Origin of the sequence: Pseudomonas sp. B23(2017) (assembly GCF_002113725.1) — a bacterium.
Taxonomy (GTDB): Bacteria; Pseudomonadota; Gammaproteobacteria; order Pseudomonadales; family Pseudomonadaceae; genus Aquipseudomonas; species Aquipseudomonas putida_Z.
The window spans coordinates 102,982-129,010 of record NZ_NEJM01000004.1 but is presented as its reverse complement, the minus strand read 5'-3'; the positions used below and the strand labels follow the sequence as shown (position 1 = coordinate 129,010).

Here is a 26,029-nt window from a genome sequence, read left to right as displayed (position 1 = left end):
TTCCGGGCCTCCCGTCCCGTCGCTGGAACTCCCAATGCTGACCGGTAGCTACTCCTCTTCGCTGGTGTTGATTTCGCTGTGCGTGGCGATCCTGGCGTCCTATACCGCCCTTGACCTGACCGGCCGCATCGCCACGGCCAAAGGCCGGGCTGCCTGCCTGTGGATGGGGGGTGGCGCGCTGGCCATGGGCATCGGCGTGTGGTCGATGCACTTCATCGGCATGCTCGCCTTCAGCCTGCCCATCGACCTGGGCTACGACCTTGCCCTGACCGCGTTCTCGCTGCTGATTGCCGTGTTGTCCTCGGGCTTTGCCTTGTGGCTGGTCAGCCAGCCGAGCCTGCCGTGGCAGCAGCTGGCGTTTGGCGCGCTGATCATGGGCGCCGGCATCGCCTGCATGCACTACACCGGCATGGCCGCGCTGCGCATGCTGCCGGGCATCGACTATGACCCGACGCTGTTCGGGGCCTCGCTGCTGATTGCCGTGGGCGCCTCGGCAGCGGCCTTGTGGATCGCCTTCCGTCTGCGCGCGCACACCCCTTATGTGCGGCAGATTCGCGGCCTGGCGGCGGTGGTGATGGGCTTTGCCATCGTCGGCATGCACTACACCGGCATGGCCGCGGCGAATTTCCCCGAAGGCAGCTTCTGCGGTGCGCTGGCCGGGGGAGGCCTGCAAGGCGACGGCCTGGTCTACCTGGTGCTGATCACCACCCTGGCGGTACTGGCGGTGGCCTTGCTCACCTCGGTGCTGGACGCCCGCCTGGAGGCGCGCACCGCCGAGCTGGCCCGTTCGCTGACCCTGGCCAACCAGGAACTGACCCAGCTGGCCCTGCACGACACCCTCACCGACCTGCCCAACCGTACTTTGCTGGCCGACCGCATCGAGCAGGCCATCGCCAAGGTAGCGGAGCAGGGCGGCTGCTTTGCCCTGATGTTCATCGACCTGGACGGCTTCAAGCCCGTCAACGATGCCTTCGGCCACCACGTCGGCGACTTGCTGCTCAAGGCGGTGGCGACACGCCTGCGCGGGCACCTGCACAGCCAGGACACGCTGGCGCGCATCGGCGGCGACGAATTCGTGCTGCTGGTGCAGCTGCGCGAGCCGAACGATGCCATGGATGTGGCGGTCAAGCAGGTCAACCTGGTATCTCGGCCGTTCCGCGTGGCCGAGCATGACCTGCAGCTGACGGCGAGCCTGGGCATCGTCCTGTACCCGGGCAATGGCCAGGACCAGCACGAGCTGCTGCGCAATGCCGACGCCGCCATGTACCACGCCAAGAGCGCCGGCAAGAATGGCTACAGCTTCTTCGACGTGTCGATGAACAGCAACGCCCGCCAGCAATTGCAGTTATTGCAGGACCTGCGCCAGGCCCTGGAGCAGCGTCAGTTCCGCCTGCACTACCAGCCCAAGTTCGACGCCCAAAATTGCCAGCCGATCGGTGCCGAGGCCTTGCTGCGCTGGGAGCACCCGCAGCAGGGCCTGTTGCTGCCCGACCGTTTCATCGGCCTGGCGGAAAAGACCGGCCTGATCATTCCCATTGGCGAATGGGTGCTCATCGAGGCCTGCCGGCAGATGCGCCAGTGGCTGGACCAGGGGCACCACGGCTGGCGCATGGCGGTGAACCTGTCTGCCATCCAGTTCTGCCATGCCGGGCTGGTCGAGAGCGTGGCCCGGGCCCTGCAGCAGAACAGCCTGCCGGCCAACTGCCTGACCCTGGAAATTACCGAAACCACCGCCATGCACGACGCCGATGCCAGCCTGACGGTGCTGCAGCGGCTGTCCGACATGGGTGTGGACCTGTCCATCGATGACTTTGGCACCGGTTATTCCAGCCTGATGTACCTCAAGCGCCTGCCGGCCAACGAGCTGAAGATCGACCGCGGTTTCGTGCGCGACCTGGAGCACGACAGCGACGATGCGGCGATCGTTTCGGCAATCGTGGCGCTGGGCCAGGCGCTGGGCCTGCGCATCGTCGCTGAAGGGGTGGAGACAGACAGGCAGCAGGACTTCCTGACCCGCCTGGGCTGCGATTCGCTGCAAGGCTACCTGTTGGGCCAGCCGGTGCCGGCCGAGCAGTTCATGGGCAAGTTGCAGGCCATGCGCCAGGAAAGTACCGCAGCGGGCTAGACCGCGTCGCGCAAGGTGAAGGCGGGCATGAAGGTATCCATCTCCGCCTCGACGGCCTCGATGATGCGCTCTACATCGGCGGCGGCCATGATCGCCGAGCAGGGGATGCCGGCAATCGCCAGCAGGGTTTCGCCGGTGGCGCGGTCAAACAGCCGCGCGACCATGCTGCGCGGCGCATCCATGCTGGCTTCGAAGCCCAGCGGGTGGAAATGCCAGCGCATCACCTGGCAGGCGTTGGGGAACGTCATCTTGTTCATGCCAGCCTCCTTGTCCGTACCTGGACGTGGTGAGCGGGTGGCCACATCGATGCGGCCGCCGGGAAAGTAACCATAGCACCTGCCACGGAGTGTTCTCGGCTGCAAATACGACAAATGTGCTAATGCATGACAGCGGTCACATCCTTGTCATGGAGGGCATTTGGCGCAGGCCCGCAAGGCAAACGTTTTCCCGGCACGTTGACGGCAGATAACCCGCCAGGTTCTGCCACTTTGATCGACATCCCCGCACTATCTTTTCGGACGAGCGGTGCAATCAGCCGAGCAGCCCGGCAGCGATGTTGATGGTGAACCCCAGGATCGCCGTATTGAAAACGAACCCCACCAGCGAATGCGCCAGCACCACCCGCCGCAGGTCCCGCCCGGCGACGCCCACATCGGAGGTTTGCACGGCCATGCTGATGGTGAACGAGAAGTAGTGAAAGTCCCAGTAATCGGGGTTGCGTTCGCCATCGGTGAAGCGCAGCGACGGTTCGTGGTTTTGTCCGGTATAGAACAGCCGTGCGTAGTGCAGGCTGAAAATGCAGCCGATCAGCAGCCAGGAGCCGGCCACGGTCAGGCCGGTATAGAGGTAGTGCAGGGCCAGCGCCGTGCCTTGCAGGCCACGGCTGGATACCAGTTGCAAGGTGACGGCGGCGAGGCTGGCGATGGCGGCGATGCACACGGTAAGCAGGACCAGGCCGGCGTTTTCGTCTTCGACGCGGGCGATCTTGCGTACCTTTTCCGCATTGGCGCTCCAGCTCAAGTAGAGCACCAGCAGCAGGTATAGCCACACGCCAAGGTTCCAGCCGGCGAGGAAGTGCTGAACGCTGTCGCCGGCAGGGATCAGCCAGGCGCCGAGCAGGCCGACCACAGTGGCGATGCTCAGGCGCGGGTGGGTGTGGGTCAGGCGGTGGAAAGCCATGGGGCCTCTTTTGCAGGGTGCATGGCTTCTACTCTAGACCGTCATGAGGCAGATGAGCGGTATGCGCTGGCCCATGTAGGAGCGGCCTTGTGTCGCGAAAGGGCCGCAAAGCGGCCCCGACAATTCCTGGAGGTGCGAAGATCCTGGGGGCGCTTCGCACCCCTATCGCGACACAAGGCCGCTCCTACAAAAAAGCGGGCTGCGTGGCCTGATGTTTCTTTGCTGCCGCCCATCGCGCGGCAAAGCAACTCTCAGTAAACTGCACGCTCCAACACCAACATCCGTTGAACTCGAGGTTTCTGCATGACGCTCAGTCCTTTGGCAGGCAAGCCGGCTCCGGCCAGCGTGCTGGTCGATATTCCCCGACTGCTCACCGCCTACTACACCGGCCGCCCCGACGCTGCCGTGGCGGCCCAGCGGGTGGCCTTCGGCACCTCGGGGCACCGTGGCACTTCGCTTGAATTGAGCTTCAACGAGTACCACGTCCTGGCCATTACCCAGGCCATCTGCCTGTATCGCCAGGAGAAGGGCATCGATGGCCCGCTGTTCATCGGCGCCGACACCCATGCACTGTCGGCACCGGCTACCGCCAGCGCCCTGGAAGTGCTAGCGGCCAATGGCGTGCAGGTAATGCTGTCCAAGGACGACGAATACACGCCGACACCGGCCGTTTCCCACGCCATCCTCTGCCACAACCGTGGCCGCGAGCAGGGCCTGGCCGACGGCATCGTCATCACCCCGTCGCACAACCCGCCGCAGAGTGGTGGCTTCAAGTACAACCCGCCCAATGGCGGCCCGGCCGACAGCGACGTGACCAAGTGGATCGAGGCCAAGGCCAACGAACTGCTGGCCGCTGACCTGGCGGGCGTCAAGCGCATGGACCATGCCCAGGCGCTGCAGGCATCCACCACCCAGCGCCACGATTACGTGAGCAACTACGTGGCCGACCTGGAAAACGTCATCGACTTCGACGTCATCCGCGGCGCCAAGCTGCGCCTGGGCGTCGACCCGCTGGGCGGGGCAGGGGTGCGCTACTGGTCGGCGATTGCCGAGCACTACCAGCTGGACCTGGAGGTGGTGAACACCGAGGTCGACCCGACCTTCCGCTTCATGACCGTCGACTGGGACGGCCAGATCCGCATGGACCCATCCTCGCCCTATGCCATGCAGGGCCTGATCGGCCTGCGCGAACGCTTCGACGTGGCCTTCGCCTGCGACCCGGACCACGACCGCCATGGCATCGTCACCCCCGATGGCCTGCTGCAGCCGAACAACTACCTGGCCGTGGCCATCGACTACCTGTACCGCCACCGCCCGCAATGGCGCAGCGATGCCGCCGTCGGCAAGACCGTGGTCTCCAGCGGCCTGATCGACCGCGTCACCCAGCGCCTGGGCCGCGAGCTGTACGAAGTGCCGGTGGGCTTCAAGTTCTTCGCCCAGGGCCTGTTCGACGGCACGTTGGGCTTTGGTGGCGAGGAAAGCGCGGGGGCTTCGTTCCTGCGCCGCGATGGCTCGGTCTGGGCCACCGACAAGGACGGCCTGATCCCGGCCTTGCTGGCGGCCGAGATGACTGCCCGCACCGGGCGCAACCCGAGCCAGGCCTACGCCGACCTGACCGAGGCGCTGGGCAAGCCGTTCGCCACCCGTGTCGAAGCCAAGGCCGATGCCCGGCAAAAGGCTTTGCTGAGCAAGCTGGCGCCGGAGCAGGTGAAGTCGACCGAGCTGGCGGGTGAGCCGATCGTGCAGATTCTCAGCCATGCACCGGGCAACGGCCAGGCGATTGGCGGGCTGAAGGTGATGACTGCCAATGGCTGGTTCGCCGCGCGCCCTTCGGGCACCGAGGATATCTACAAGATCTACGCCGAAAGCTTCATCGACGAGGCGCACCTGCAGCGCCTGGTGCAGGAAGCGCAGGTGCTGGTGGATGCGGCGATTGCCTGACAGGTAACAAACCGCTTGGTTCTGCGGCCACCGCAGGGCCTTCCTGCTGTCGGCGACAGTGGGTTTCTAGCCCATTTCAAAAGCTGGCGCGCTCCCTGTAGGAGCGGCCTTGTGTCGCGAAAGGGCCGCAACGCGGCCCCAGCAATTTCAACTGTTGCGCATCAATCCTGGGGCCGCGTTGCGGCCCTTTCGCGACACAAGGCCGCTCCTACAGGTTGAACCTATCGGTCAGACCGAATCAGGCACCACGGCGATCACATCGATCTCCATCAGCCACTCGGCCTGGGCCAACCCGGCCACCACCAGCCCGGTGGAAATCGGGAACACGCCCTTGAGCCACTTGCCTACCTCCTTGTACACCGGCTCGCGGAAGCGCGGGTCGGTGATGTAGGTGGTGGTCTTGACGATGTGCGACAGGTCCGAGCCGGCTTCTTCGAGCAGTTGCTTGACGTTCTTCATCGCCTGCTCGGCCTGCGCCCGTGGGTCACCCAGGCCCACCAGGTTGCCTTCGAAGTCGGTGCCGACCTGGCCGCGCACGTAGATGGTGTTGCCGGCGCGTACCGCCTGGCACAGGTCGTTGTCCAAGGTCTGGTTGGGGTAGGTGACCTTGGTGTTGAACATGCGGATGCGGGTATGGGTAGGCATCAGTGGGCTCCGAGGGTGCTGACGTTGCTGATCTTGGGTTGTTGCTGCTCATCCGCTGCGCGTTGTTCGCGGTCGCGGTAGGCGGTATAGGTGCGTTGCGTGGCGATGTGGCCGGCGACGTGCTTGGCGTCGTGCCACACGCCCCAGATGAACGACGAGCCACGGCGCGACAGCCACGGCAGGCCAAGGAAGTACACGCCCGGCTCGCGGGCCACGCCGCGTTGGTGCTGGGGCTTGCCGTTGGCGTCGAAGGTGTCTACCTGCAGCCAGCTGAAGTCGACACCGTAACCGGTAGCCCAGATGATGCTGGTAACGCCGGCCTTGGCCAGGTCCAGTTGCTGCAGCGGGTTGCGCATGCACTCCGGGTCGGCCAGGCGTTTGCGGGCTTCGGGCTCTTCCGGCAGGTCCAGGCCGTTGCGTTCGATGTAGGCATCGGCGGCATCCAGCAGGGCCAGGTAGTTTTCGTCGCCGCGGTTGATGTTCTCGACCAGGTTGTCCTGGAAGCGCGCCACGCCGTTCTCGAACGACTGGGTCAGGCCGACCAGGGTCATGCCCTGGTGGGCGAGGGCGCGGAAGTCCACGGTGTGGCCGCCACGGGCGCCACTGACGGCAATGGTCACGTGCTCGCGGCCAGGCTTGGCGATTTCCGCATCCCATTCACCCAGCACGCCCAGCCACCAGCAGAAGTCGCGGTTGCGGTAAGCGCGTGGCGGGCGATCGTGGGCGCCGACCGAGAGGTACACCTGGCGCCCGGCACGCATCAGTTCTTCGGCGATCTGCACGCCCGAGGAACCGGCGCCGACCACCAGCACAGCGCCTTCTGGCAACTGCTCGGGGTTGTAGTAGGCAGCGGAGTGGATCTGGTGCAGGTTGCTGTCTTTCGGCGCGATGGCCGGGATCACCGGCTTCTGGAACGGGCCGGTGGCGGCGACCACGCGGTTGGCGCGAATCACGCCTTCATTGGTTTCGATGGTAAAACCGGGGCGGTCGCTGTTGCGCAGCACTTTCTTCACTTCGATGCCGGTGCGTACGGGCAGGTTGTACTTGCGTACGTACTGCTCGAAGTAGTCGGCCACCTGGTCCTTGCCGGCGAAGGCGTCGGCGTCGAGGTTGAATTCCAGCCCCGGGAAGCGGTCGTGCCAGACCGGGCCGTTGGCCACCAGCGAGTCCCAGCGGCCGGTGCGCCAGGCCTCGGCGATACGCTTGCGCTCCAGCACCAGGTGCGGCACGCCAAGCTTGCTCAGGTGTTCGCTCATGGCCACGCCGGCCTGGCCGGCGCCGACGACGAGGGTGTCGATTTCGAGGTTGTTCAGTGTCATGTCCGAGCCCTTGTTCAGGCGGTTTTTGTCAGGTCGGTTTGGAGGACCGCCGTTGCCTGGGGCCAGACTAGGGATGCCGTGGAAATGGCGAAAATAGTATTTAGCTGGGGCTTGCCGATAAAACGGCGAAGGCCTTGATTCCTACCGCCTGCAGCGGCTCCCGCAGCAGCTTTGCCGGGGTTTTTCCGGAACGTTTCGTGGTCATAGTTTTTTCCTCTGCAAACCCTCGGAAAAAGGTCGTTTCGCCGGCCGAAAGGTTCAACCCAGAATGCCGTGTATCGCACAGCACAACAGGAACCATGACATGACTTTTTCCATCATCGGTCGTTGCCAGGAAACCGGCCAGGTCGGTATCGCCATCAGCTCTTCGAGCATCGCCGTGGGCGCCCGCTGCCCCTGGGTGCGTGCCGGTGTGGGTGCGGTCGCCACCCAGAACATCACCTTGCCGGCGCTGGGCCCGCAGATTCTCGATGCCCTGGAACAGGGCCAGTTGCCGCCTGCCGCTGCGCTGGACCGGGTGCTGAGCGCCAATGGCTGGAGCGAGTACCGCCAGCTCACGGTGATCGACAGCCATGGCCAGGTGGCGCTGTTCACTGGCAAGGAAGCCCTGGGCACACACCACGCCGTGGCCGGTGAGCAATGTGCGGCGGCAGGCAACCTGTTGGCCTCGACCCAGGTGATCGAGGCGATGGTGCAGGCCTTTGAACAAGCCGGCGGGCATCTGGCCGACCGCCTGCTGGCGGCCATGCACGCGGCGATGGCCGCAGGCGGCGAGGCGGGGCCTGTGCACTCGGCGGCGTTGAAAATTGCCGGCGAGCTGACCTGGCCGCTGGTGGACCTGCGCGTGGACTGGGCCGAGGCCGACCCGATCGGCGTGCTCGATGGCCTGTGGCAGGCGTATCGGCCGCAGATGCAGGACTACGTCACCCGCGCCCTCAACCCGACTGCCGCGCCAAGCTACGGGGTGCCGGGCGATGAGTGAATTTGCCAGTCGCGCGCTGCTGGCCAGGCTGATCGGCTTTGCCACGGTCAGCCGGGATTCCAACCTCGAACTGATCAGCTTCATCCGCGACTACCTGGCCGAGCTGGGGGTTGAAAGCGAACTGTTCCATAACCCGGAAGGCACCAAGGCCAACCTGTTCACCACCATCGGCCCCCGGGACGTTGGCGGCGTGGTGCTGTCCGGGCATACCGATGTGGTGCCGATGGACGGCCAGGCCTGGACAGTCGAGCCGTTTGCCCTGAGTGAGCGCGACGGGCGCCTGTATGGGCGCGGCACGGCCGACATGAAGGGCTTCATCGCTTCGGTGCTGGCGGCTGTACCGGCGTTTCTCGCCCAGCCGTTGCGCATGCCGGTGCACCTGGCGTTCTCCTACGACGAGGAAGTCGGCTGCCTGGGGGTGCGCTCGATGCTGGCTGCGCTGGAGCAGCGCCCGCACAAGCCACGGCTGTGCCTGATTGGCGAACCCACCGAACTCAAGCCGGTGCTGGGGCACAAGGGCAAGCTGGCGATGCGTTGCCAGGTGCATGGCGCGGCCTGCCACTCGGCGTACGCACCGTATGGGGTGAATGCCATCGAGTATGCGGCGAAGCTGATCGGCAAGCTGGGTGATATCGGTGATGCCCTGGCGCTGCCGGAGCATCACGACGAGCGCTTCGACCCACCGTTCTCCACTGTGCAGACCGGTGTGATCAAAGGGGGCAGGGCGTTGAACATCGTGCCGGCGGAATGCGAATTCGATTTCGAAGTGCGGGCCTTGCCGGGGTTCGAGGCGCAGGCAGTGGCCGACCAGTTGCAAACCTATGCCGAGGCCGAATTGCTGCCGCGCATGCGCAAGGTCAATGCGGCCAGCGCCATTCGCCTGCAGCCGTTGAGTGCGTATCCGGGGCTGGCCACGCCAGCGGATAGCGAGGCGGCTGGCCTGGTGGCGTTGCTCAGTGGTTCGGATGAGTTCGGTACGGTGGCGTTTGGTACCGAAGGAGGGCTGTTCGACCAGGCGGGCATCCCGACTGTGGTGTGTGGGCCCGGGAGCATGGACCAGGGGCACAAGCCGGATGAGTTCGTCAGCGTCGAGCAGTTGCGGGGGTGTGATGCCATGTTGCTGAGGCTGGTGGATTACCTCAGGCAGGGTTGATTGCGCTGGCTTCTTCGCGGGCACGCCCGCTCCCACAGGATCTCGTCAGTCTCAAGGGCTGTGCAGTACCTGTGGGAGCGGGCGTGCCCGCGAAGGGCTGCAAAGCAGCCCCAATCAAGGTATCAGAAGGTAGCCTTGACCTGCAGGCCAACCACCAGCGCGTTGTCGATGTCCTTCCCGGAGAACGCGCCCGGCTCGATGATGTACTGCACATCCGGGCGCAGGTTCAGCCACGGCGTGGCCTGGTAGCCATAGCTCAGCTCGACCAGTTGCTCGGCGCTGTCGATATCGGGGAACTGCTGCCCGGCATTGAACGCGGCATCTTCCAGCACGTCGCGGCTACGCGGGTTGGGCACGGCACGGCCATAACCCAGCGCCACGGTATCCTTCGGGCGGCCTGCGAACGGCTTGTACAGCACCACGCCGGCGCCATACCACTTGGTGAATGGCGAGGCAGCCTTGCTCGACGCCGAGTACTGGCCGAAGGCATGCAGGCTGCGGCCCGCCAAGCCCTGGTCGTTCCACACGGCCTGGTCGACCAGCAGATAGTGGCCGCCACGGCCGGACACTTCCTCGTCGCTGCCGATGCGCTTCACATCGGAGCTGTCGTAGTAGTAGCCCAGTTTGTACTCGCCAGGCAGCTCGCCCTGCAGCTTGTACACCAGCTCTACCGGTACCACGGTGCCGGTGGTGTGTTTGGGGCCCAGGTGCCAGGCGCGGCTGGAGTTGCCGTTGCTTTCCGGGTCGACGTTGAACGCCGCCACACGCAACTGCCAGGACGGCGACAGGTCGTACTTCACCCGCACGCCCAGGTGGGCATTGGGGTAATTGGTCCAGCCACTGCCGCCAGACATGTTAAGCGGGTGGCCGCAGAAGCCGGCGTTCATGAAGTTGCACAGGATGCCACTGTCCAGGCCGCCCAGGTCGTTGCCCATGGCCATGTAGCCGAGCTTGACGTTGAGTGCCGGGGTGAACAGGGTGCGCTCGTAGCTCAGTTCGGTCAGGCGGGTGTACAGGCCGCCGAAGTTTTCCTGGATCGGCAGGCGGTTGCCTACCAGGTCTTCCGAGGCGCTGTTGCCGCGGCGGTCGTTGATGGTCAGCTGGACCTTGCCGCCGTTGTCCAGGCCATACAGTTTCGACAGGTCGAACTGCACGCCCAGTTTCAGGTTTTGCGAGTAGCGCGCCGAGCGGTGCAGGCCACCGTGGGCGTTGTAGGCGGTTTCGCCGCTGTAGTCGCCGGTGAACTTGACGCCGTCTTCTTCCAGTTGGTGACGCAGGCCGCCCCAGTCACCGGTCAGGGTGCTGCGGGTCATCAGGTCGCCGTCGGCCAGGGCGGTGCTGCTGGCCAGGGCCAGCAGCAGGGTGGGGGTGATGCGAATTGCGGATGGCATTGCTGAATCTCGGGTTGTCTTCTAAGGCCTCTTCGCGGGTGAACCCGCTCCCACAGGATTTTCACTGCCCTTGCAAACTGTGCAGTTCCTGTGGGAGCGGGTTTACCCGCGAAGGGGGCGACGCGGTGTTACGGCAAGGCGTAAGAAATCACGTAGTCGCCACGGTCAGTCGACTGGCGCGCCCCGCCAGCCGTGATCACCACGTACTGCTTGCCGGTCTTCGGCGAGACGTAGGTCATCGGGCCGCCCTGGCTGCCCACTGGCAGGCGAGCCTTCCAGATTTCGTTGCCGTTGCTGCTGTCGTAGGCGCGCAGGTAGAAGTCCTGGGTGCCGGCGATGAACACCAGGCCACCCTGGGTCGACAGGGTGCCGCCCAGGGTCGGCAGGCCGATCTTGATCGGCAGGTGCATGCGGATGCCCAGCGGGCCGGTGTCCTCGACGGTACCCACCGGTACCTGCCACGCCACTTGGCGGGTCTTCATGTCGATGGCGGTCAGGGTGCCGAATGGCGGCGCCTGGCACGGGATGCCGGCCACCGACAGGAAGCGGTTCTTGTTCACCGCATACGGGGTGCCCTTGAGCGGTACTGCGCCCATGCCGGTGTTCAGCGCTTCGCCACCGGAAGCGGCGCCGCCCTTGTTCTGCGACGGGATCATCTGGATCCACAGGCCCAGGCGCATGTCGTTGACGAAGATGAAACCATGTACCGGGTCGGTGGAAATGCTGCCCCAGTTCATGCCACCCAGCGAACCCGGGAAGCTCAGCGACAGGTCGGTGCCCGGCGCGGTGTACAGGCCGTCGTAGCGCATTTTCTTGAAGTCGATGCGGCACAGCAGCTGGTCGTACGGGGTTGCGCCCCACATGTCCGATTCGGTCAGGGTCTGCGCGCCGATCTGCGGCATGCCCACCGACTTCGGCTGGGTTGGCGAGTACGGCTCGTTGGGGATGTTGCTTGGCTTGACCGGTACTTCGTCGACCTGGGTCAGCGGCTTGCCGGTGGCGCGGTCGAGCACGTAGATCTGCCCGGCCTTGGTGCCGATTACCACTGCAGGTACCGACTGGCCGTCGTCCTTGGTGAAATCGATCAGGCTTGGCTGCATCGGCAGGTCGAAGTCCCACAGGTCGTTGTGCACGGTCTGGAACACCCACTTCTGGTTGCCGGTGGTGGCGTCCAGGGCCAGTACCGAAGCGCCATAGGTGTGGTCCAGCTTGCTGCGTTCGACACCGTAGATGTCGGTGGACGACGAGCCCATCGGCAGGAACACGGTATTCATCGCCGGGTCGTAGGACATCGGGGCCCAGCTGTTGGGGGTGCTGCGCACATAGGTGCTGTCGCCCTGCGGCGCCTGGCGATCTTCCGGGTTGCCGGGGTCGAAGGCCCAGCGCATTTCACCCGTGATCACGTCGAAACCACGGATCACGCCGCCTGGCATGTCGGTCTGGACGTTGTCGGCGACGCGGCCGCCGACCACCACGGTGGTACCGGCCATCAGTGGGGCCGAGGACAGCTGGTAGTAGGAGTCCGGCACATCGCCCAGGCCGGCCTTGAGATCGACCTGGCCGTTGTTGCCGAAGCCCTGGCAGAACTCGCCGGTGTCGGCGTCGACGGCAATCAGGCGGCCATCGATGGTGTTGGTCAGCAGGCGACGCTGGCAGTTGGCACCGGCCGGTACGCTGGCCGCAGTGATTGGCGAGCTGTTCGGCTGGGTTGGCTGGGCGATGGCGGCAGTGGCGTCGAAGTAGGCCATGCCACGGCAACGCTGCCAGACCTTGGACTGGGCGTTGATCGCGTTCTTCCACAGCTCTTTGCCGGTGTCGGCATCGAGGGCGATCAGGTTGTTGTGCGGGGTGCAGATGAACACCTTGTTGCCGACCTGCAGCGGGGTCAGCTGGTCTTCGGCACCGTTGCCGTCGCTGAGCGCCACGTCACCGGTGTGGTAGGTCCAGGCCACTTTCAGCTTGTTGACGTTGTCGCGGTTGATCTGGTCCAGCGCGGCGAAGCGGCTGCCACCTTCGGTGTTGCCGTAGTGGGCCCAGTCCTTCTGCGCCTTGTCGGCCTCGACCGGGGTCATGCCCGGGCCTTTGCCGGTGGGGGCGACGCTTGGGTGGGCGACGAACATGTTGCCGGCGGCGATCACCAGCAGCACGGCCATCACCCCGGCAACGCCATAGGCACCGCGGCCGGCGCTGGTGCCATTGGCACGGGCCAGCAGTGGGTAGACCAGCGCCACCACCATGCCGATTGCGCCGAACATGAACAGGCGCGAGAACAGCGGCCAGAACACCAGGCCAGCGTCGATCAGCGCCCAGATGGCAGTGCCGACCAGGAACGCCGCGTACAGCCAGGCGCCAGCCGGTTTGCGGCGAGCGATGAGGACGCCGGCGATGGCCATGGCCAGGCCGCCGACCAGGAAGTACCAGGAACCGCCCAGGCCGGCCAGCTTGACGCCGCCCGCAGCCAGGAGGAGGCCGAGCAGGGCGATGATCACGCCCAGGCCGATCAGGATGATGTTTGTGGCGCCAGAGGCGCGCGGTGTTTCTTTCATGCCAGGGATCTCAGCAGGTGGAATGCGCGCAGTGTAATCTCTTAGCTTGCTAATTAACAAGTTGGTACATAATTTTGTGGGGCGGATTGTCGCAGGGCTGAACTCTGCAAGGTGTGGCTAAAAGTCTAGATCATGCGCTTAAAATTGCAGTAAACAGGGTGTTCATGTCGGCTGGGTAGCCCACGTTCGATTTTCGATTAGCGGATTCACGCCGGCCACGGGGTGCCGCTGCTGTAGAACACCGCGAGCCAGATGGTGGCAATGCCGGGGGCGGTCCATTCCACGCGGTGGCGGTAATGCGGCGGGATATCCAGGCAATCGCCCGGCGCCAGCAGGCGGGTGTGGTTCTCGTGCTCGAAGCGCAGGCCGGCGGCGCCACTGAGCAGCACGATCCATTCGCCTTCGGCCTGGTCGTACCAGAAACCGGGTGGGCTGGCCTGGCCGCTGGAGACGATACGTTCCACGCGCACGCCCGGGCGGCTGAGCAGTTGGTCGACCCATTCGGCGCTGGTTGGGTCGCAAGGGGGCAGGGCGGTCAGCAGGTTGGTCGGGATCATGGAAAACCTCGTCTGGAAGGGGGTGGTTCCACTATGGACGCAATTGCCATGCGCCGCGCTTCTTGACCGGCCCGGCTGTTTGTAAGAACTTTCCGGGATTTGGAAGACGGGCAACAAATGGACAAACTCCTGGCGATGAAGATGTTCGTGGCCACCGTCGATGCCCAGGGCTTTTCTGCCGCCGCACGCCGGCTCGGGCTGGCGACATCGTCGGTGACGCGCTTGGTCGATGCCCTGGAAGCGGCGCTGGGCGCTACCTTGCTCAATCGCTCCACCCGCCAGGTCAGCCTGACCGAGGCCGGCGCCCGTTATTACGAGCGCGCGCGGGGTATTTTCGAGGCCCTGGACGAGGCCGATGCCAGTGTCGCCGATCGGGGCGAGGAGCCTGTCGGTGTGCTGCGCCTGTGCTTGCCGGTGGAGTTCGGCAGGCGGGTGATCGCCCCGCACCTGGGGCCGTTTTTGGCGCAACATCCGGCTCTGGAGCTGGACATCGACCTCAGCGACCGCCTGGATGACCTGCTTGACGGGCGCTATGACCTGTCGATCCGCCTGGGCGACCCCTCGCCCAATGACGAGCTGGTATGCCGCCAGCTGGGTCGCTTCCAGCGTTGGCTGGTGGCCAGCCCGGGCTACCTGGCCGGGCATGACGCGCTGGAGCATCCGCGGCAGTTGCTCGAGCACGCCTGCCTGCGCTTTCGCTATGGGCAGAAAGGGCGCCCCTGGCGCCTGGCCCGTGGGCAGGACAGTCTGGAACTGGACGTGAGCGGGCCGTTGCGCAGTGCCAATGCCGACATGCTGCGCGAAACCGCACTGGCGGGCAGCGGTATCGCATTGTTGGCCGACTGGCTGGTACGTGAGGATGTGGCGGCCGGGCGCCTGCAACGCCTGTTCCCCGATTGGCAGGCCAGCCCCGGCGCGGCCAATGACAGCATCAACGCCCTGTACCTGCCCAACCATCGTGGTTCGCGGCGGGTGAACGCCTTTATCGACTTTTGCGAAAACTTGCTGCAGCGCAGCACCTAGTGTTGCGCAGTGCGCAAAGCCCTGTTGCGCCAGCGCTGGATTCTCGCCAGGAGTGCGTCTGGGTAAGGTGGCCGGCATATTCCAGCCATTGTCGAGGACACTCGCATGAATCCCTCCCTTGCCGCCGCGCAGCCTGCAGTCACCGGCCTCAGCCGGGCCCTGGTCGCCCTGCTGGCGTTCTGCTGCGGCGCGATCGTCGCCAATATCTACTACGCCCAACCCATCGTCGGCCTGATCGCCCCGGACCTGGGGCTGTCCACCGAGCATGCCAGCCTGATCGTTTCGCTCACGCAGCTGGGCTATGCGTTGGGCCTGCTGTTGCTGGTACCGCTGGCCGACCTGTTGGAAAACCGCCGCTTGATGGTGGCGACTGCCGTGCTGGCCTGCGTCAGCCTGCTGCTGGCGGGCACCAGCAGCAGCGGCCAGGGCCAGCTGTTTCTCGGCTATGCACTGCTGATCGGTTTCAGTTCCGTGGCGGTGCAGATGCTCATCCCGCTGGCGGCGCACCTGGCGCCGGAGCAGCAGCGTGGGCGGGTGGTCGGCAACATCATGGGCGGCCTGCTGCTGGGTATCCTGCTGGCGCGGCCGTTGTCCAGCCTGGTGGCCGACTACTTCGGCTGGCGTGCGGTGTTCATTGGCGCTGCCGGGGTGATGCTGGCGATCATCCTGCTGCTGGCCCTGACCTTGCCGCGGCGGGTGCCCGAGCACAAGGCCAGCTATGCCGGGCTGATGCTGTCGCTGCTCACGCTGCTGCGCCGTTATCCCTTGCTGCGCCAGCGCTCGCTGTACCAGGCGTTGATGTTCGCGGCGTTCAGCCTTTACTGGACGGCGGTGCCGATGGCCCTGGCAACCGAGCATGGTCTGTCGCAGAGCCAGATCGCGGTATTCGCCCTGGTGGGCGCGGTGGGCGCCGTTGCCGCACCCATGGCCGGCCGCCTGGCCGATGCCGGGCATGCCCGGGCCGGTTCACTGTTGGCGTTGTTGCTGGCGCCGGCGGCACTGTTGCTGGGGCTGACGGTGCCGGGCTACAGCGTGATCGGCCTGGGCCTGACCGGCGTGCTGCTGGATTTTGCGGTGCAGATGAACATGGTCATCGGCCAGCGTGAAGTGTACGCGCTGGACCCGGCCAGCCGCGGGCGGCTGAACGCGGTGTACATGACCAGCATCTTCCTGGGTGGGGCGCTGGGTTCGGCGGTGGCCAGTGCGGTGTTCAGCCAGTTTGGCTGGCAGGGTGTGGCGCTGGTGGGGGCGGGGTTGCCGGGTGTGGCCTTGCTGATATTCCTTGTAAAGGCGCGCCGGGGTTGAACGGTAGCGCGGTCACCTGTGGGAGCGGCCTTATGTCGCGAAAGGGCCGCAAAGCGGCCCCGGCAATTCTGAAGTGATGCGTAGATCGTGGGGGCGCTTCGCACCCCTTTCGCGACGCAAGGCCGCTCCCACAAAAAGAACGGCACACGCCTGTATCAGACGCTACCGCCCAAGCGGCAACGCCACACCAATCAAGGCAAACAGGCTGCCGCAGCAGCGATTGAAGCCTTTACCGCCCTTGGCCAGCCATGGCCGGATGCGAAACGCCAGGCGTGCCAACAGGTATTCGACCAGGAACTCGACGCTGGCAAAGGTTGCCGCCATCACCACGAACTGCAGCAGCAACCCGCGCTGCGGGTCGATGAACTGCGGCAGGAAAGCGCCGTAGAACAGCAGCACCTTGGGGTTGGCCATGGCCGACAGCAGGCCTTGGCGGAACAGGCCGGCATTGCCCAGCCGCGCGCTTTGCGCGGTCAGTTCCAGCTGCAGGCCCGAACTGCGCCACAGCTGGATACCCAGCCAGATCAGATAGGCGCCACCCACCCACTTGAGCACGCTCAGCACCGAGGCCGAGGCCTGCAGCAATGCGCTGAGGCCAAACATGGCCAAGGCGATCAGGGCGCTGAAGCCAAACACCCCGCCGACGATGGTGAACAACGTCCGGCGTGCGCCATACAGGGCGCCGTGGGTCAGGGCCAGCAGGCTGTTGGGGCCCGGGGTCAGCGACAGGCCGATGCTGGCCAGCAGGTAGATGAGCCAGGTGTCCAGTGCCATGGTGGGGAATGCCTTGTTGATGGGGAGGGCGTCAGTCTATGGCGCCGACCTTGGCTGGCAAGGGTATGATCCGGACATTGAATGGTCGTTTCTGGACGCGATGCCAATGCTGCCCGATATCCGCTTGCTGATCTTGCCGTTACCGGATTTTGCCCTGCTGCCGTTCGGCGCCTTTCTCGACAAGTTGCGTTTCAGCGCCGACGACGAGGACTACAGCCAGCAGCGCTACTGCAGCTGGACCGTGGCAGGGCTGACCCTCGACCCGGTGCCGTCGAGCAGCGGCGCGGTGGTGCAGGTCGAGGCCGTCGCTGGCCAGCTCGAGCTGGCCAGTTTCGACTACCTGGTGGTGTTCGGCGGGCGCAATGCCATGGCCACTGCCGCGCTGGCGCCTCGCTACCGGGCCTTGCTCAGGCAGGCCGGCAAGGCTGGCGTCAAGCTGGTGGGGGTCGACAACGGTGCTTTCCTGTTCGCCGCCTGCGGTTTGCTGCAGGGGCACAAGGTAGTGGTGCATTGGCGCCACGAAGCCGAATTTCGTGCGGCCTTCCCGCATTTGCAGGTGCTGAGTGAGCAGCTGTATTGCATCGACGGTAGCCGCATCACCTGCGCCGGCGGCACCGCGGCCATCGACCTGGCCGTCGCGCTGTTGTCACGCGCCTGCGGGCGGGCCCGAGCGCTCAAGGGCCTGGCCGACATGCTGGTGGATGAAACCCGCGATAGCCGCCATGCCTTGCGCTCGCTGGAGCTGGGGGCGGGGCAGGGGCGGCAGGTGCAGCGCGCGCAGGCGTTGATGCGTCATCACCTGGGAACGCCGTTGGCGGTGGAGCAGTTGGCGGCGGAGTTGGGCATCAGCCGGCGCCAGCTGGACCGGCAGTTTCACGCCAGCCACGGCATGAGCGCCAAGGCCTGGTGGCTGGAGATGCGCCTGCAACAGGCGCGCTGGCGCTTGCTCAATTCCAGCCACAGCCTGGCGCAGATTGCCGATGAGGTGGGCCTGGGCGATGCCAGTTACCTGGGCAAGTGCGTGCGACGACGGTTTGGTTGCACGGCCCTGGAACTGCGCTGTCACGTAGAGAACTGAATTCACAAGCGGTCCACGTACCCTGTGGGAGCGGGTTTACCCGCGAAGAAGCCACCGCGGTGCATGGCACCGGCTGCGCCGGTGTTCGCGGCTAAAGCCGCTCCCACAGGGTCCCTGCTGATTCAATGAGTCATGTGCAGCCCTACGAGAGCGGGCCTACTGCGGCGTCCCGAACAACCCCGTCCAGTAAATCCCCGCGTCACTCTTCGGGTCCACTGCATACGCAGCGCCCAGCTCGCGGAAGTCCGGGTTCATCAGCGTCGCGCAATGCCCCGGGCTATCCAGCCAGCCATCGACCACCTTGCGCGCGGTGTCACGCCCGGCGGCGATGTTTTCGCCGATCTGCTGGTACAGGTAGCCGGCCAGCTCTGCCCGGTCACCGGGGGTGCGGCCATCCTTGTCGATGTGGTCGAAGAAGTTCTGGTTGGCCATGGCCCGGGTGTGGTTGGCGGCAACCCCGGCCAGCACTGTGCTCCAGCTCAGCGCGGGGGCGGCGGCGAAGGGCTGGCCACCGCATTGGCGCGGCACCTTGCGCGCGGCGTTGATCTCCTGCAGCACCTTCTGCCCCTCGGCCTGCCAGTCGCCCAGGCGGCCACTGAGCAGCGGCCGGGCCAGCACGATGCGCCAGTCGCGGCCTTCCTGGCTGACACCGATATCGACGAACTGCGGGTCGAGCACCACCTGGCAGAAGCTCTCTTCGATGGCGTGCATGGCAGCGCGCGCATCACGCGGCCCCGACAGGCTGATGGCCTGCACGTTGACCATTGGGTAGGCGGCGCGGGTCATGGCCTGCTGCAGGTCGCGGGTACCCTCTGGCGACAGCGCCAGGCGGGTATCGCTGTTGAGCGGCGGCAGCTCCAACGACGCTTCGCCACCGCAGGGCTGGGCCTTGCTGCGGTAGACATTGATCGAATCGATCAGTTGCGCCTCTTCGCCGGTGGCAGCCAGTGCCCCGGCCGAGACGACCAGGCCCAGCGACAAGGCGGCAACGGATGACAGGACGCGCATGTGGATCTCCCTATGACTGGCAGCGTCGTGGTTTGCGCTGCTCATCCTACACAAGCCCGGGGCTTTTGGCCCGGGATCGTGCAAAGCAATGAAAACGCCGGCATTCGTTGCTGGCGGCAAAAGAGGGAGTAGACCACTGATCATCGGAAAAGTGCGAACAGTTGGTAATCATTCTTATCGAAGCACAGCTGTCAGCCCGTTTGCCGGCGCCCGGCGGGTATCAGCGCGCCACCGCCTGGTTCGGTTTGTAGAACAGAAAATGCCGGGTCTGCGCCGTGCGGCGGTAGGCTTTGGCCCAGTCCGGGCGCACATTGCGGTCATGGAAGTACAAGGCACCCCCGGTGCGGTCTTTCAACTGCTGGTTGAGCGCCTTGCGCGCGATTTCCTTGGCAATGCCGTAGCGTTGCGCTTCTTCGACCTGGTCCGGGCGCCCGTCGCACCACCAGGAGAACTGGCAGGCCTTGCTTTCCACCCCCTGCTTGACCACGCCGCAGATGGTATCCGGGAAGCCATCGTGGCCCAGGCGGTTGAGCACGACGTTGGCCACGGCAGCCATGTCTTCGGCGTCGGCACCCTTGGCCTCCCAGTAGATGGTGCGGGCCAGGCAGGTGATGCTGTCATCCAGCGGCGCCTGGCCGGCCGGGTCCACTGCCTGTGCTTCGCCCGGTGTGAGGGTTTCGGCCTTTTTCGGGGGTGGTGTGTCATTCACCACTTTTTCCTCGAGCACCTCGGCCTTGTCCTCGGCGACGGCAGCCTTGGCCGGGTCGGCCGCGTGCAAGGGGCCTGCGAGCAGGGCCGAAACCAGGCCGATCACCATCCACGAAAGGCGCATGATGCAAGCTCCCGAACTGTAGGCTGGTTCACAGTCTAGCCAAGCGCGAGCATCAGCACCAAAGGCAGGGTGGCGGCGGCCAACACGGTCTGCAGGGCGATGATGGTGGCCATCAACGGTGCGTTACCGCCCATTTGCCGGGCCATTACATAGGAAGATGACGCAGTCGGCAGTGCCTGGAACAGCACCGCCACCACCGCTGCCTGGCCACCCAGGCCAAGCAGGCGGCACAAGCCCCAGGTGGTCAGCGGCATGACCAGGAACTTGAATGCCGACGCCGCCATCAGCGGGCGCACCTGCTGGCCCAGGCGGGCACCACCCAGGGCTGCGCCGACGCACAGCAGGCCCAGCGGCAGGGCGGCCTGGCCCAGGGCCTTGACCGTGGGTTCGATACCCGCTGGCAAGCCCAGCCCGCTGGCGCGCAGCAGCAACCCGCCGGCGCAACCGACGATCAAGGGGTTGGCGAAGATCGCTCGCAGCACCGTGGCCGGTGAGCTATGGCGGGCGCTGAAGCGGGCGAACACCAGCACGCAAAGCAGGTTCACCAGCGGCACGATGGCGGCGTTGGCCACCGCCGCCAGGGCGATGCCGGCGCTGCCGTAGATACCCGCTGCAAGGGTGGCGCCGATGTAGTTGTTGAAGCGGATGCCGCCCTGGAACACCGAGGTGAAGTCGGCACCGTCGTGGTTGATTGCGCCCTGGTACAGCACCAGCAGCACGGCCCCGGCCAGGGTCGAGAGCATCAGCACGCCGACCATGCCCAGCACCGGCACGCCATCGAGGTTGGCGGTGGCCAGGCCATGGAGGAACAGCGACGGCAACAGTACGTAATAGCTCAGGCGCTCGGCGCCGGGCCAGAAGTTATCGGCGAGGAAGCCGCGCAGGCGCAGGAAAGTGCCCAGGGCAATCAGCAGGATGACCGGCAGCAAGGTAGTCAGCAGCAGGTGGAGCATGATCGACGTTCCGTGGTCGGGTACGGGGCACAGACTACTGGTGCGGATCGATCTGTAAAAACGTTGTTTTCTGCACCGACCGTTGAGAAAAAATGCATGTTTGCTCTGGGGGCGCTGTGCGCCCCTTTCGCGACGCAAGGCCGCTCCCACAGGTTTGTCACTGCCTTCAAATGCAACGCGTTCGCTGTGGGAGCGGCCTTGTGTCGCGAAAGGGCCGCGCAGCGGCCCCGGCAATCTCAAGCCTCCAGCGCAGTCTTCACCACCGCACTCAAATGCCGCCGCTGGCTTTTCTCATGCTCCAGCAACACCACGCGCCGGGTCAGCTGCGGGTCGCCAAACGGCAGGCAGGTGGCCGGTGGCAAGCGTTGCAGGTCGTCATCGGCCATGGGGATGATTGCCACGCCCAGGCCCATCACCGCCATGCGCGCCAGCGCTTCCTGGCTGTCCAGCTCCATCTGCTCGCTCACCTGCAGATGCTGTCGGCGCAGCTCCTGCTCGATCTGCCGCCCGGCCCAGGCACGCTTGTCGAAGCGCAGGAACGGCTGGCTGGCCAGCAACTGCGGCACGCTTAACCCGGCCAGGTCGGGGCTGGCGATGGCCCAGAAGCGGTCTTCGAACAACGGCGTGAAGTCCAGGCTTTGCGGGTAGGGGCTGACCGGCTCGGTGGTGATCGCCGCATCGAGTTCGCCGTCTTCCACCCGCCGTGCCAGTTCGGCCGACATGCCGGAGGCCACGCTGACATGCAGCTGCGGATGGTGCGCCTTGATCCACACCAGCGCCTTGGGCAGGCGCCGCGCCAGCACCGTGTGGATCGCCCCCAGGCGCAGGCGGCCGCGCAGGCTCGGGCCGCTGGCCAGGGCGTCGGCCAGTTCGTCATAGCTAGCCAGGATGGTCTCGGCGCGGGCCACCGCCAACTGGCCGGCTTCGGTCAGCGACACCTGCCTGCGGCTGCGGTCGAACAAGGTCACCTGCAGTTCGTCTTCGAGGGTCTTGATGTGCAGGCTCACTGCCGAAGGGGTGAGGCTGAGCAGGTCGGCGGCACGGGCGAAGGTGCCGTGGCGGGCGATGGTCACCAGGGTGCGCAAGGCTTTGAGGGACATGCGGGTGAGGTCCGGTTTCAAGCTGACAGAGCTGCATTGTCAGGCCCGGCCCTATCGCCGGCAAGCCAGCTCCCACAGGTACGGCACCCTGTGGGAGCTGGCTTGCCGGCGATAGGGCCGGGGCAGGCAGCACTGCTCAACGCCCACCACGCCCATAAGCCTGGCTGATCCGGTCGATCACCATGGCCAGGGCGACGATCGCCAGCCCGGCCTCGACGCCTTGGCCGACATTCAGGGTCTGGATCCCCGACAGCACGTCCTCGCCCAGCCCGCGGGCGCCAATCATCGAAGCCACCACCACCATCGACAGGGCCATCATCACCGACTGGTTGAGCCCGGCCATGATGCTCGGCAGCGCCAGCGGCAGGGCGATGCGCCGCAGCCGCTGCCAGCGGCTGGCCCCCAGGCCATGGGCAGCTTGCAGCAGCGAAGGGTCGATCTGGCTCAGGCCCAGTTCGGTCAGCCGCACCAGCGGTGGCAGGGCATAGATCAGCGTGGCGAACACCGCGGGCACCTTGCCCAGGCCGAACAGCATCAGCACCGGGATCAGGTAAACGAAGGCCGGCAAGGTCTGCATCACATCCAGTACCGGCAACAGCAACCGCTTCGCCAGTGGCCGGGCAGCCAGGAGGATGCCCAGCGGCACGCCCACCAGCACGCAGAGGCCGGTACTGACCAGCACCAATGCCATGGTCTGCAGCAGTTTGTCCCACAACCCGAGCATGCCGATCAGGCCCAGCAGCGCCACCAGTACCGCGCTGCGCAGTACGCTGCGGCTGGCATGCCAGGCAAGCAGGCCGATCAGCAACAGCAGCAGCCACCACGGCAGCAGGCGCAGCAGGGTTTCCAGGCCGACCAGCAGTTGCAGCAACTGGTCCGAGACGCTGCGCAGGTGATCGCCGTAATGCAGCACCAGCCAGTCGACCAGGCGGTTGACGCTGTCGGCAAAGGAGAATTGCAGGGCTTCGGGGAAGCCGCCGCTCACAGGCTGCCCTCGACCTTGCTGGCAATGTCCGCAGGCAACCAGGCTTTCCACACCTCGCGGTTATCGCGCAGGAAGGTGAGGGCAGCGTCGCGGGGCGGCGTGCGCTTTTCGCTCATGTCGGCCAGTGCCTTGTTCAGTCGGTCGATGGGCAGGTCGACCCGCTCGAACACGCTCACCAGCTCCGGGTAGCCCTCGCGAAAGGCCTTGGATACGCCAATCGACAACTTGGCCGGCAGCGAGCTGCTGCCCTTGGGCTCGGGGTTGCCGGCATCGGTGAGGGTGGCCCAGGCCTGGGCATCGAACGGCGGCTCTTGCAGGCGTATGAGCTTGTAACGCCCCATCAAAGGGGTCGGGTTCCAGTAGTAGAACAGCACCGGCTGGCCACGGCGGATGGCCGAGCCGATTTCGGCATCCATTGCAGCCCCGGAGCCACTGCGGAAGTTGGTATAGAGATCATTCAGCCCGTAGGCCTTGAGTTTCTGGCTGTTGACGGTTTCGGATGTCCAGCCGCTGGGGCTATTCAGAAAACGCCCTTTGCCGGGTGACTCGGGGTCGCGGAACACCTGCGGGTAACGCTTCAGGTCCTCGACGCTGCGCAATTCCGGCGCCACGGGTTTCAGCTTGCGTGCCGCATCGCCCTCGATCACGTAGGCCGGCACCCACCAGCCTTCTTCGGCGTTCTTGACCGTGTCGCCCAAGGCGAACACCTGGCCGGCCTGTTCTGCCTTGACCCAGGCAGGGCTGCGCCCGGCCCATTCCTCGGCGATCACTTGCAGGTCGTTGCGTGCGAGCGCCACTTCCATGCTGACCGTACTGCCGGGCAGGGTGTCGGTGGGGTAGCCGTAGCCACGCTCCACGATCAGCCGCAGGATCTCGGTGGTGAGGGCACCGCTTTCCCAGCCGATGGCACCAAAGCGGATGGGCGTGGTGCGTTCTGCGGAGGCGGCGCTGTCGGTGCTGGCCAGGCCGACGGCGAGCAGCAGGCCGGCCAGCAACGTCGGAATCTTTTTCATGGGGCCTCTTGGAGTGGCGCTACTGAGTTGCCGCAAGTGTAGACGACCGGCTCCAGGCCCGGCAGGAAGGCCGCTGCACGCGATTGGCAGCGGCCTGCAGGCGGCTCACACGCGGAACTGGTCCATCAGCGCCTGTTGCTGGTTGGCCAGGCTGTTCAGCGACTGGCTTACGCGCGCCGACTCGTTGGCCTGCCCCGACAGCGATTCGGTGACATCACGGATGGTTGCCACGTTGCTGTTGATTTCCTCGGCCACTGCGCTCTGCTCCTCGGCGGCCGAGGCGATCTGCAGGTTCATGTCGGTGATCACCGTCACTGCCTGGCCGATGCGCTGCAGCGCGGTGACGGCCTGGCCAACCTGCTGCACACCGCCCTGGGCCTGGCGGTGGCTGTTGTCCATGGCCCCGACCACTTCGCGGGTGCCGTTCTGCAAAGCTTCGATCACCTGGCGAGTTTCCTCCACCGATTCCTGGGTACGCTGGGCCAGGTTGCGCACCTCGTCCGCGACCACGGCAAAGCCACGGCCGGCTTCACCGGCACGGGCCGCCTCGATGGCGGCATTGAGCGCCAGCAGGTTGGTCTGCTCGGCGATCGAGCGGATCACTTCCAGCACCGAACCGATCTTCTCGCTGTTCTGCGCCAGGCCCTCCACCTCGGCCATGGCGTTGCTCATGTCGGCGGCCAGGGCATCGATGCTGTGGGTGGTGCGGTCGATCACCGCCAGGCCTTCGCGGGTGGCCTGGTCGGCGTCGCGGGCGGCCTGCGCGGCCTGGGCGGCGCTGCGGGCGACGTCCTGGGCAGTGGCACTCATCTCGTGCGAGGCAGTGGCCACCTGGTCGACCTGGCGGTACTGCTGCTCCATGCCGGCGCTGGTCTGGGTGGCAATTGCCGAAGACTGGTCGGCGGTGCCACGGGCGGCCTGCACCGAGCGTTTGACCTCGGCGATGGTCGGCTGCAGCTTGTCGAGGAAGCGGTTGAACCAGCCGGCCAGTTCGCCCAGTTCGTCCTGCTTCTGGTAGGTCAGGCGGCGGGTCAGGTCACCTTCGCCGCTGGCGATGTCCTTGAGCATGCTTGCCACGCCGAGGATCGGCCGGGTAACGCCGCGGGCCATCAGCCACACCATCAGCAGGCCGGCAATCGCCGCCGCCAGGCCCAGGCCAAGTTCCAGCAGGGTGCCGCTGGTGTTCAGCGCGTCCAGTTCCTGTTTCAGCGCTTCGGCCGGCCCGGTCAGGGCGTTTTCCGGCACATCCAGCAGCACGCCCCAGGGCTGGGCATCCGGAATCGGCCGGAACGCGGCCAGCACTTTCAGGCGCTGCTGGTCGTGCACGATGGTCATCTTGCCGTCGGCCAGCTTGCGCACCAGTTCGGCACCTTTGGCGGTGTCGACCTGGTCGAAGCGCTGGGCCAGCTTGCTGGCGTCGGCGCTGTAGCCGGCCAGCAGGCCGACCGGGCTGAGGATGCCGACCGTGGTGCGGCCTTCGTACAGGCTGCGGCTGGCCTCCTGGCTCAGGGCCTGCAGGCTGTTGAGGTTGATGTCGATGGACAGGGTGGCGACCACCTTGCCGTCGACTGCCAGCGGGAAGACGATGCTGGTCATCAGCACCTGCTGGCCATCGATGTCGTAGAAGTAGGGCTCCACCACGCACACCTTGCCGGATGTGCGCGGGCACACCCACCAGGTATTGGCTGGCTGGCCGCTGGGGCCGATCTCGGTGTTGGCCATGTCATGCTCGGGCAGGGCCATGGCCGTCAGCTGGCCGACACGCGGCTGCGACCAGTACAGGGCGAAGCGCCCGGTTTCGTTGCTGCCCAGTTCCGCCTTGCCGGCGAACAGGCTGTCCTTGTTGTCCAGGGCGTTGGGCTCGAACACCAGCGACAGGCCGAGCAGATCAGGGTTGGCCTGCAGGGCGGCGCGCACCTGGCGGGTCATGTCCTCGCGCAGGTCGAAGGCATCGAGAAAGCGCTTTTCCGCCTGCTCGCGCAGGAACAGCACCTGGCGGGCGAAACCGGCGCCGTACTGGTAGGCGTCCATGAACTGGCGGCGGATGTTCAGCGCCTGCACCTCGCCCTGCGACTCGATGCGCGACTGCGCCGACTCGGTCAGCATCTGCATGCTGCTGG

The 26,029-nt window shown here is 65.8% G+C and carries 22 protein-coding genes and 1 pseudogene; 7 read left to right on the top strand and 16 right to left on the bottom strand.

Annotation, left to right across the window (positions count from 1 at the left end; translation table 11 throughout):
• Positions 1 to 34: 34 nt before the first annotated feature.
• Entirely contained in the window at positions 35 to 2,125 is a 2,091-nt protein-coding gene (locus tag CAG46_RS08520; RefSeq protein WP_025338844.1) for a bifunctional diguanylate cyclase/phosphodiesterase, read from the top strand.
• Here CAG46_RS08520 and CAG46_RS08515 read toward each other — a convergent pair.
• Both CAG46_RS08515 and CAG46_RS08510 read right to left on the bottom strand, forming a co-directional pair.
• Positions 2,122 to 2,382 (bottom strand): DUF1652 domain-containing protein, encoded by a 261-nt coding sequence (locus CAG46_RS08515; protein WP_013972974.1) that lies wholly within the window; start codon positions 2,380 to 2,382, stop codon positions 2,122 to 2,124. The genes CAG46_RS08520 and CAG46_RS08515 overlap by 4 nt on opposite strands.
• Before the next feature lie 274 nt (positions 2,383 to 2,656).
• Positions 2,657 to 3,304 (bottom strand): DUF1345 domain-containing protein, encoded by a 648-nt coding sequence (locus tag CAG46_RS08510; protein WP_085617028.1) that lies wholly within the window; start codon positions 3,302 to 3,304, stop codon positions 2,657 to 2,659.
• Between the two features lie 303 nt (positions 3,305 to 3,607).
• Here CAG46_RS08510 and pgm point away from each other — a divergent pair, with 303 nt between their 5' ends.
• Complete coding sequence (pgm, locus tag CAG46_RS08505) at positions 3,608 to 5,245, top strand: phosphoglucomutase (alpha-D-glucose-1,6-bisphosphate-dependent) (protein WP_085617026.1); 1,638 nt, start codon at positions 3,608 to 3,610, stop codon at positions 5,243 to 5,245.
• A gap of 228 nt (positions 5,246 to 5,473) precedes the next feature.
• Here the strand turns inward: pgm and CAG46_RS08500 are convergent, their stop codons facing one another.
• Together CAG46_RS08500 and CAG46_RS08495 are read right to left on the bottom strand one after the other, a co-directional pair.
• Complete coding sequence (locus tag CAG46_RS08500) at positions 5,474 to 5,890, bottom strand: RidA family protein (protein ID WP_025338851.1); 417 nt, start codon at positions 5,888 to 5,890, stop codon at positions 5,474 to 5,476.
• Entirely contained in the window at positions 5,890 to 7,209 is a 1,320-nt protein-coding gene (locus CAG46_RS08495) for an NAD(P)/FAD-dependent oxidoreductase (protein WP_025338852.1), read from the bottom strand. Before CAG46_RS08495 ends, CAG46_RS08500 begins: the two co-directional genes overlap by 1 nt.
• 304 nt (positions 7,210 to 7,513) lie before the next feature.
• Here CAG46_RS08495 and CAG46_RS08490 point away from each other — a divergent pair, with 304 nt between their 5' ends.
• The gene (locus CAG46_RS08490) at positions 7,514 to 8,191 is read left to right on the top strand and encodes a DUF1028 domain-containing protein (protein ID WP_013972966.1); all 678 of its coding nucleotides are present in this window, start codon (positions 7,514 to 7,516) and stop codon (positions 8,189 to 8,191) included.
• The gene (argE, locus tag CAG46_RS08485; protein WP_085617024.1) at positions 8,184 to 9,344 is read left to right on the top strand and encodes an acetylornithine deacetylase; all 1,161 of its coding nucleotides are present in this window, start codon (positions 8,184 to 8,186) and stop codon (positions 9,342 to 9,344) included. Before CAG46_RS08490 ends, argE begins: the two co-directional genes overlap by 8 nt.
• Before the next feature lie 122 nt (positions 9,345 to 9,466).
• On the opposite strand, the gene CAG46_RS08480 is transcribed toward argE, so the two are convergent.
• The 3 genes from CAG46_RS08480 to CAG46_RS08470 all read right to left on the bottom strand — a co-directional run bounded on the left by CAG46_RS08480 (position 9,467) and on the right by CAG46_RS08470 (position 13,838).
• Positions 9,467 to 10,735, bottom strand: a complete 1,269-nt coding sequence (locus tag CAG46_RS08480) for a carbohydrate porin (protein ID WP_085617022.1) — start codon at positions 10,733 to 10,735, stop codon at positions 9,467 to 9,469.
• A 128-nt stretch (positions 10,736 to 10,863) separates the two neighbouring features.
• Complete coding sequence (locus CAG46_RS08475; RefSeq protein WP_085617019.1) at positions 10,864 to 13,281, bottom strand: glucose/quinate/shikimate family membrane-bound PQQ-dependent dehydrogenase; 2,418 nt, start codon at positions 13,279 to 13,281, stop codon at positions 10,864 to 10,866.
• A gap of 206 nt (positions 13,282 to 13,487) precedes the next feature.
• Positions 13,488 to 13,838 (bottom strand): cupin, encoded by a 351-nt coding sequence (locus CAG46_RS08470; protein ID WP_085617017.1) that lies wholly within the window; start codon positions 13,836 to 13,838, stop codon positions 13,488 to 13,490.
• 117 nt (positions 13,839 to 13,955) lie between these two features.
• Between CAG46_RS08470 and CAG46_RS08465 the strand changes: the two genes are divergently transcribed.
• Positions 13,956 to 14,861, top strand: coding sequence for a LysR family transcriptional regulator (locus CAG46_RS08465; protein ID WP_085617015.1), 906 nt, complete (start codon positions 13,956 to 13,958; stop codon positions 14,859 to 14,861).
• A 105-nt stretch (positions 14,862 to 14,966) separates the two neighbouring features.
• Positions 14,967 to 16,166: an MFS transporter gene (locus tag CAG46_RS08460; protein WP_085617013.1), complete on the top strand. Its 1,200-nt coding sequence runs from the start codon at positions 14,967 to 14,969 to the stop codon at positions 16,164 to 16,166.
• Between the two features lie 162 nt (positions 16,167 to 16,328).
• Here CAG46_RS08460 and CAG46_RS08455 read toward each other — a convergent pair whose 3' ends face one another.
• Positions 16,329 to 16,940: a LysE family translocator gene (locus tag CAG46_RS08455; protein WP_085617011.1), complete on the bottom strand. Its 612-nt coding sequence runs from the start codon at positions 16,938 to 16,940 to the stop codon at positions 16,329 to 16,331.
• A 106-nt stretch (positions 16,941 to 17,046) separates the two neighbouring features.
• Between CAG46_RS08455 and CAG46_RS08450 the strand changes: the two genes are divergently transcribed.
• A complete protein-coding gene (locus CAG46_RS08450; protein ID WP_085617009.1) occupies positions 17,047 to 18,018 on the top strand; it encodes a GlxA family transcriptional regulator in 972 nt (323 codons plus the stop codon).
• Between the two features lie 156 nt (positions 18,019 to 18,174).
• Here the strand turns inward: CAG46_RS08450 and CAG46_RS08445 are convergent, their stop codons facing one another.
• The 8 genes and pseudogenes from CAG46_RS08445 to CAG46_RS29300 all read right to left on the bottom strand — a co-directional run.
• On the bottom strand, positions 18,175 to 19,026 hold the full coding sequence (locus CAG46_RS08445; protein ID WP_025338862.1) for a CAP domain-containing protein: 852 nt from the start codon (positions 19,024 to 19,026) through the stop codon (positions 18,175 to 18,177).
• Positions 19,027 to 19,246: 220 nt separating this feature from the next.
• Complete coding sequence (locus CAG46_RS08440; RefSeq protein WP_075045013.1) at positions 19,247 to 19,858, bottom strand: cell wall hydrolase; 612 nt, start codon at positions 19,856 to 19,858, stop codon at positions 19,247 to 19,249.
• A gap of 35 nt (positions 19,859 to 19,893) precedes the next feature.
• A complete protein-coding gene (locus CAG46_RS08435) occupies positions 19,894 to 20,811 on the bottom strand; it encodes an AEC family transporter (protein ID WP_085617007.1) in 918 nt (305 codons plus the stop codon).
• Between the two features lie 236 nt (positions 20,812 to 21,047).
• On the bottom strand, positions 21,048 to 21,911 hold the full coding sequence (locus tag CAG46_RS08430; protein WP_085617005.1) for a LysR family transcriptional regulator: 864 nt from the start codon (positions 21,909 to 21,911) through the stop codon (positions 21,048 to 21,050).
• A 136-nt stretch (positions 21,912 to 22,047) separates the two neighbouring features.
• Positions 22,048 to 22,896, bottom strand: a complete 849-nt coding sequence (locus CAG46_RS08425; protein WP_085617003.1) for a proline/glycine betaine ABC transporter permease — start codon at positions 22,894 to 22,896, stop codon at positions 22,048 to 22,050.
• Positions 22,893 to 23,909, bottom strand: coding sequence for an ABC transporter substrate-binding protein (locus tag CAG46_RS08420; RefSeq protein ID WP_085617001.1), 1,017 nt, complete (start codon positions 23,907 to 23,909; stop codon positions 22,893 to 22,895). Before CAG46_RS08420 ends, CAG46_RS08425 begins: the two co-directional genes overlap by 4 nt.
• A gap of 105 nt (positions 23,910 to 24,014) precedes the next feature.
• The gene (locus tag CAG46_RS29305; RefSeq protein WP_370290277.1) at positions 24,015 to 24,770 is read right to left on the bottom strand and encodes a methyl-accepting chemotaxis protein; all 756 of its coding nucleotides are present in this window, start codon (positions 24,768 to 24,770) and stop codon (positions 24,015 to 24,017) included.
• Positions 24,771 to 24,872: 102 nt separating this feature from the next.
• Positions 24,873 to 25,838: pseudogene (locus CAG46_RS29300) on the bottom strand (HAMP domain-containing protein); the annotation flags it as partial.
• Positions 25,839 to 26,029 lie beyond the last annotated feature (191 nt).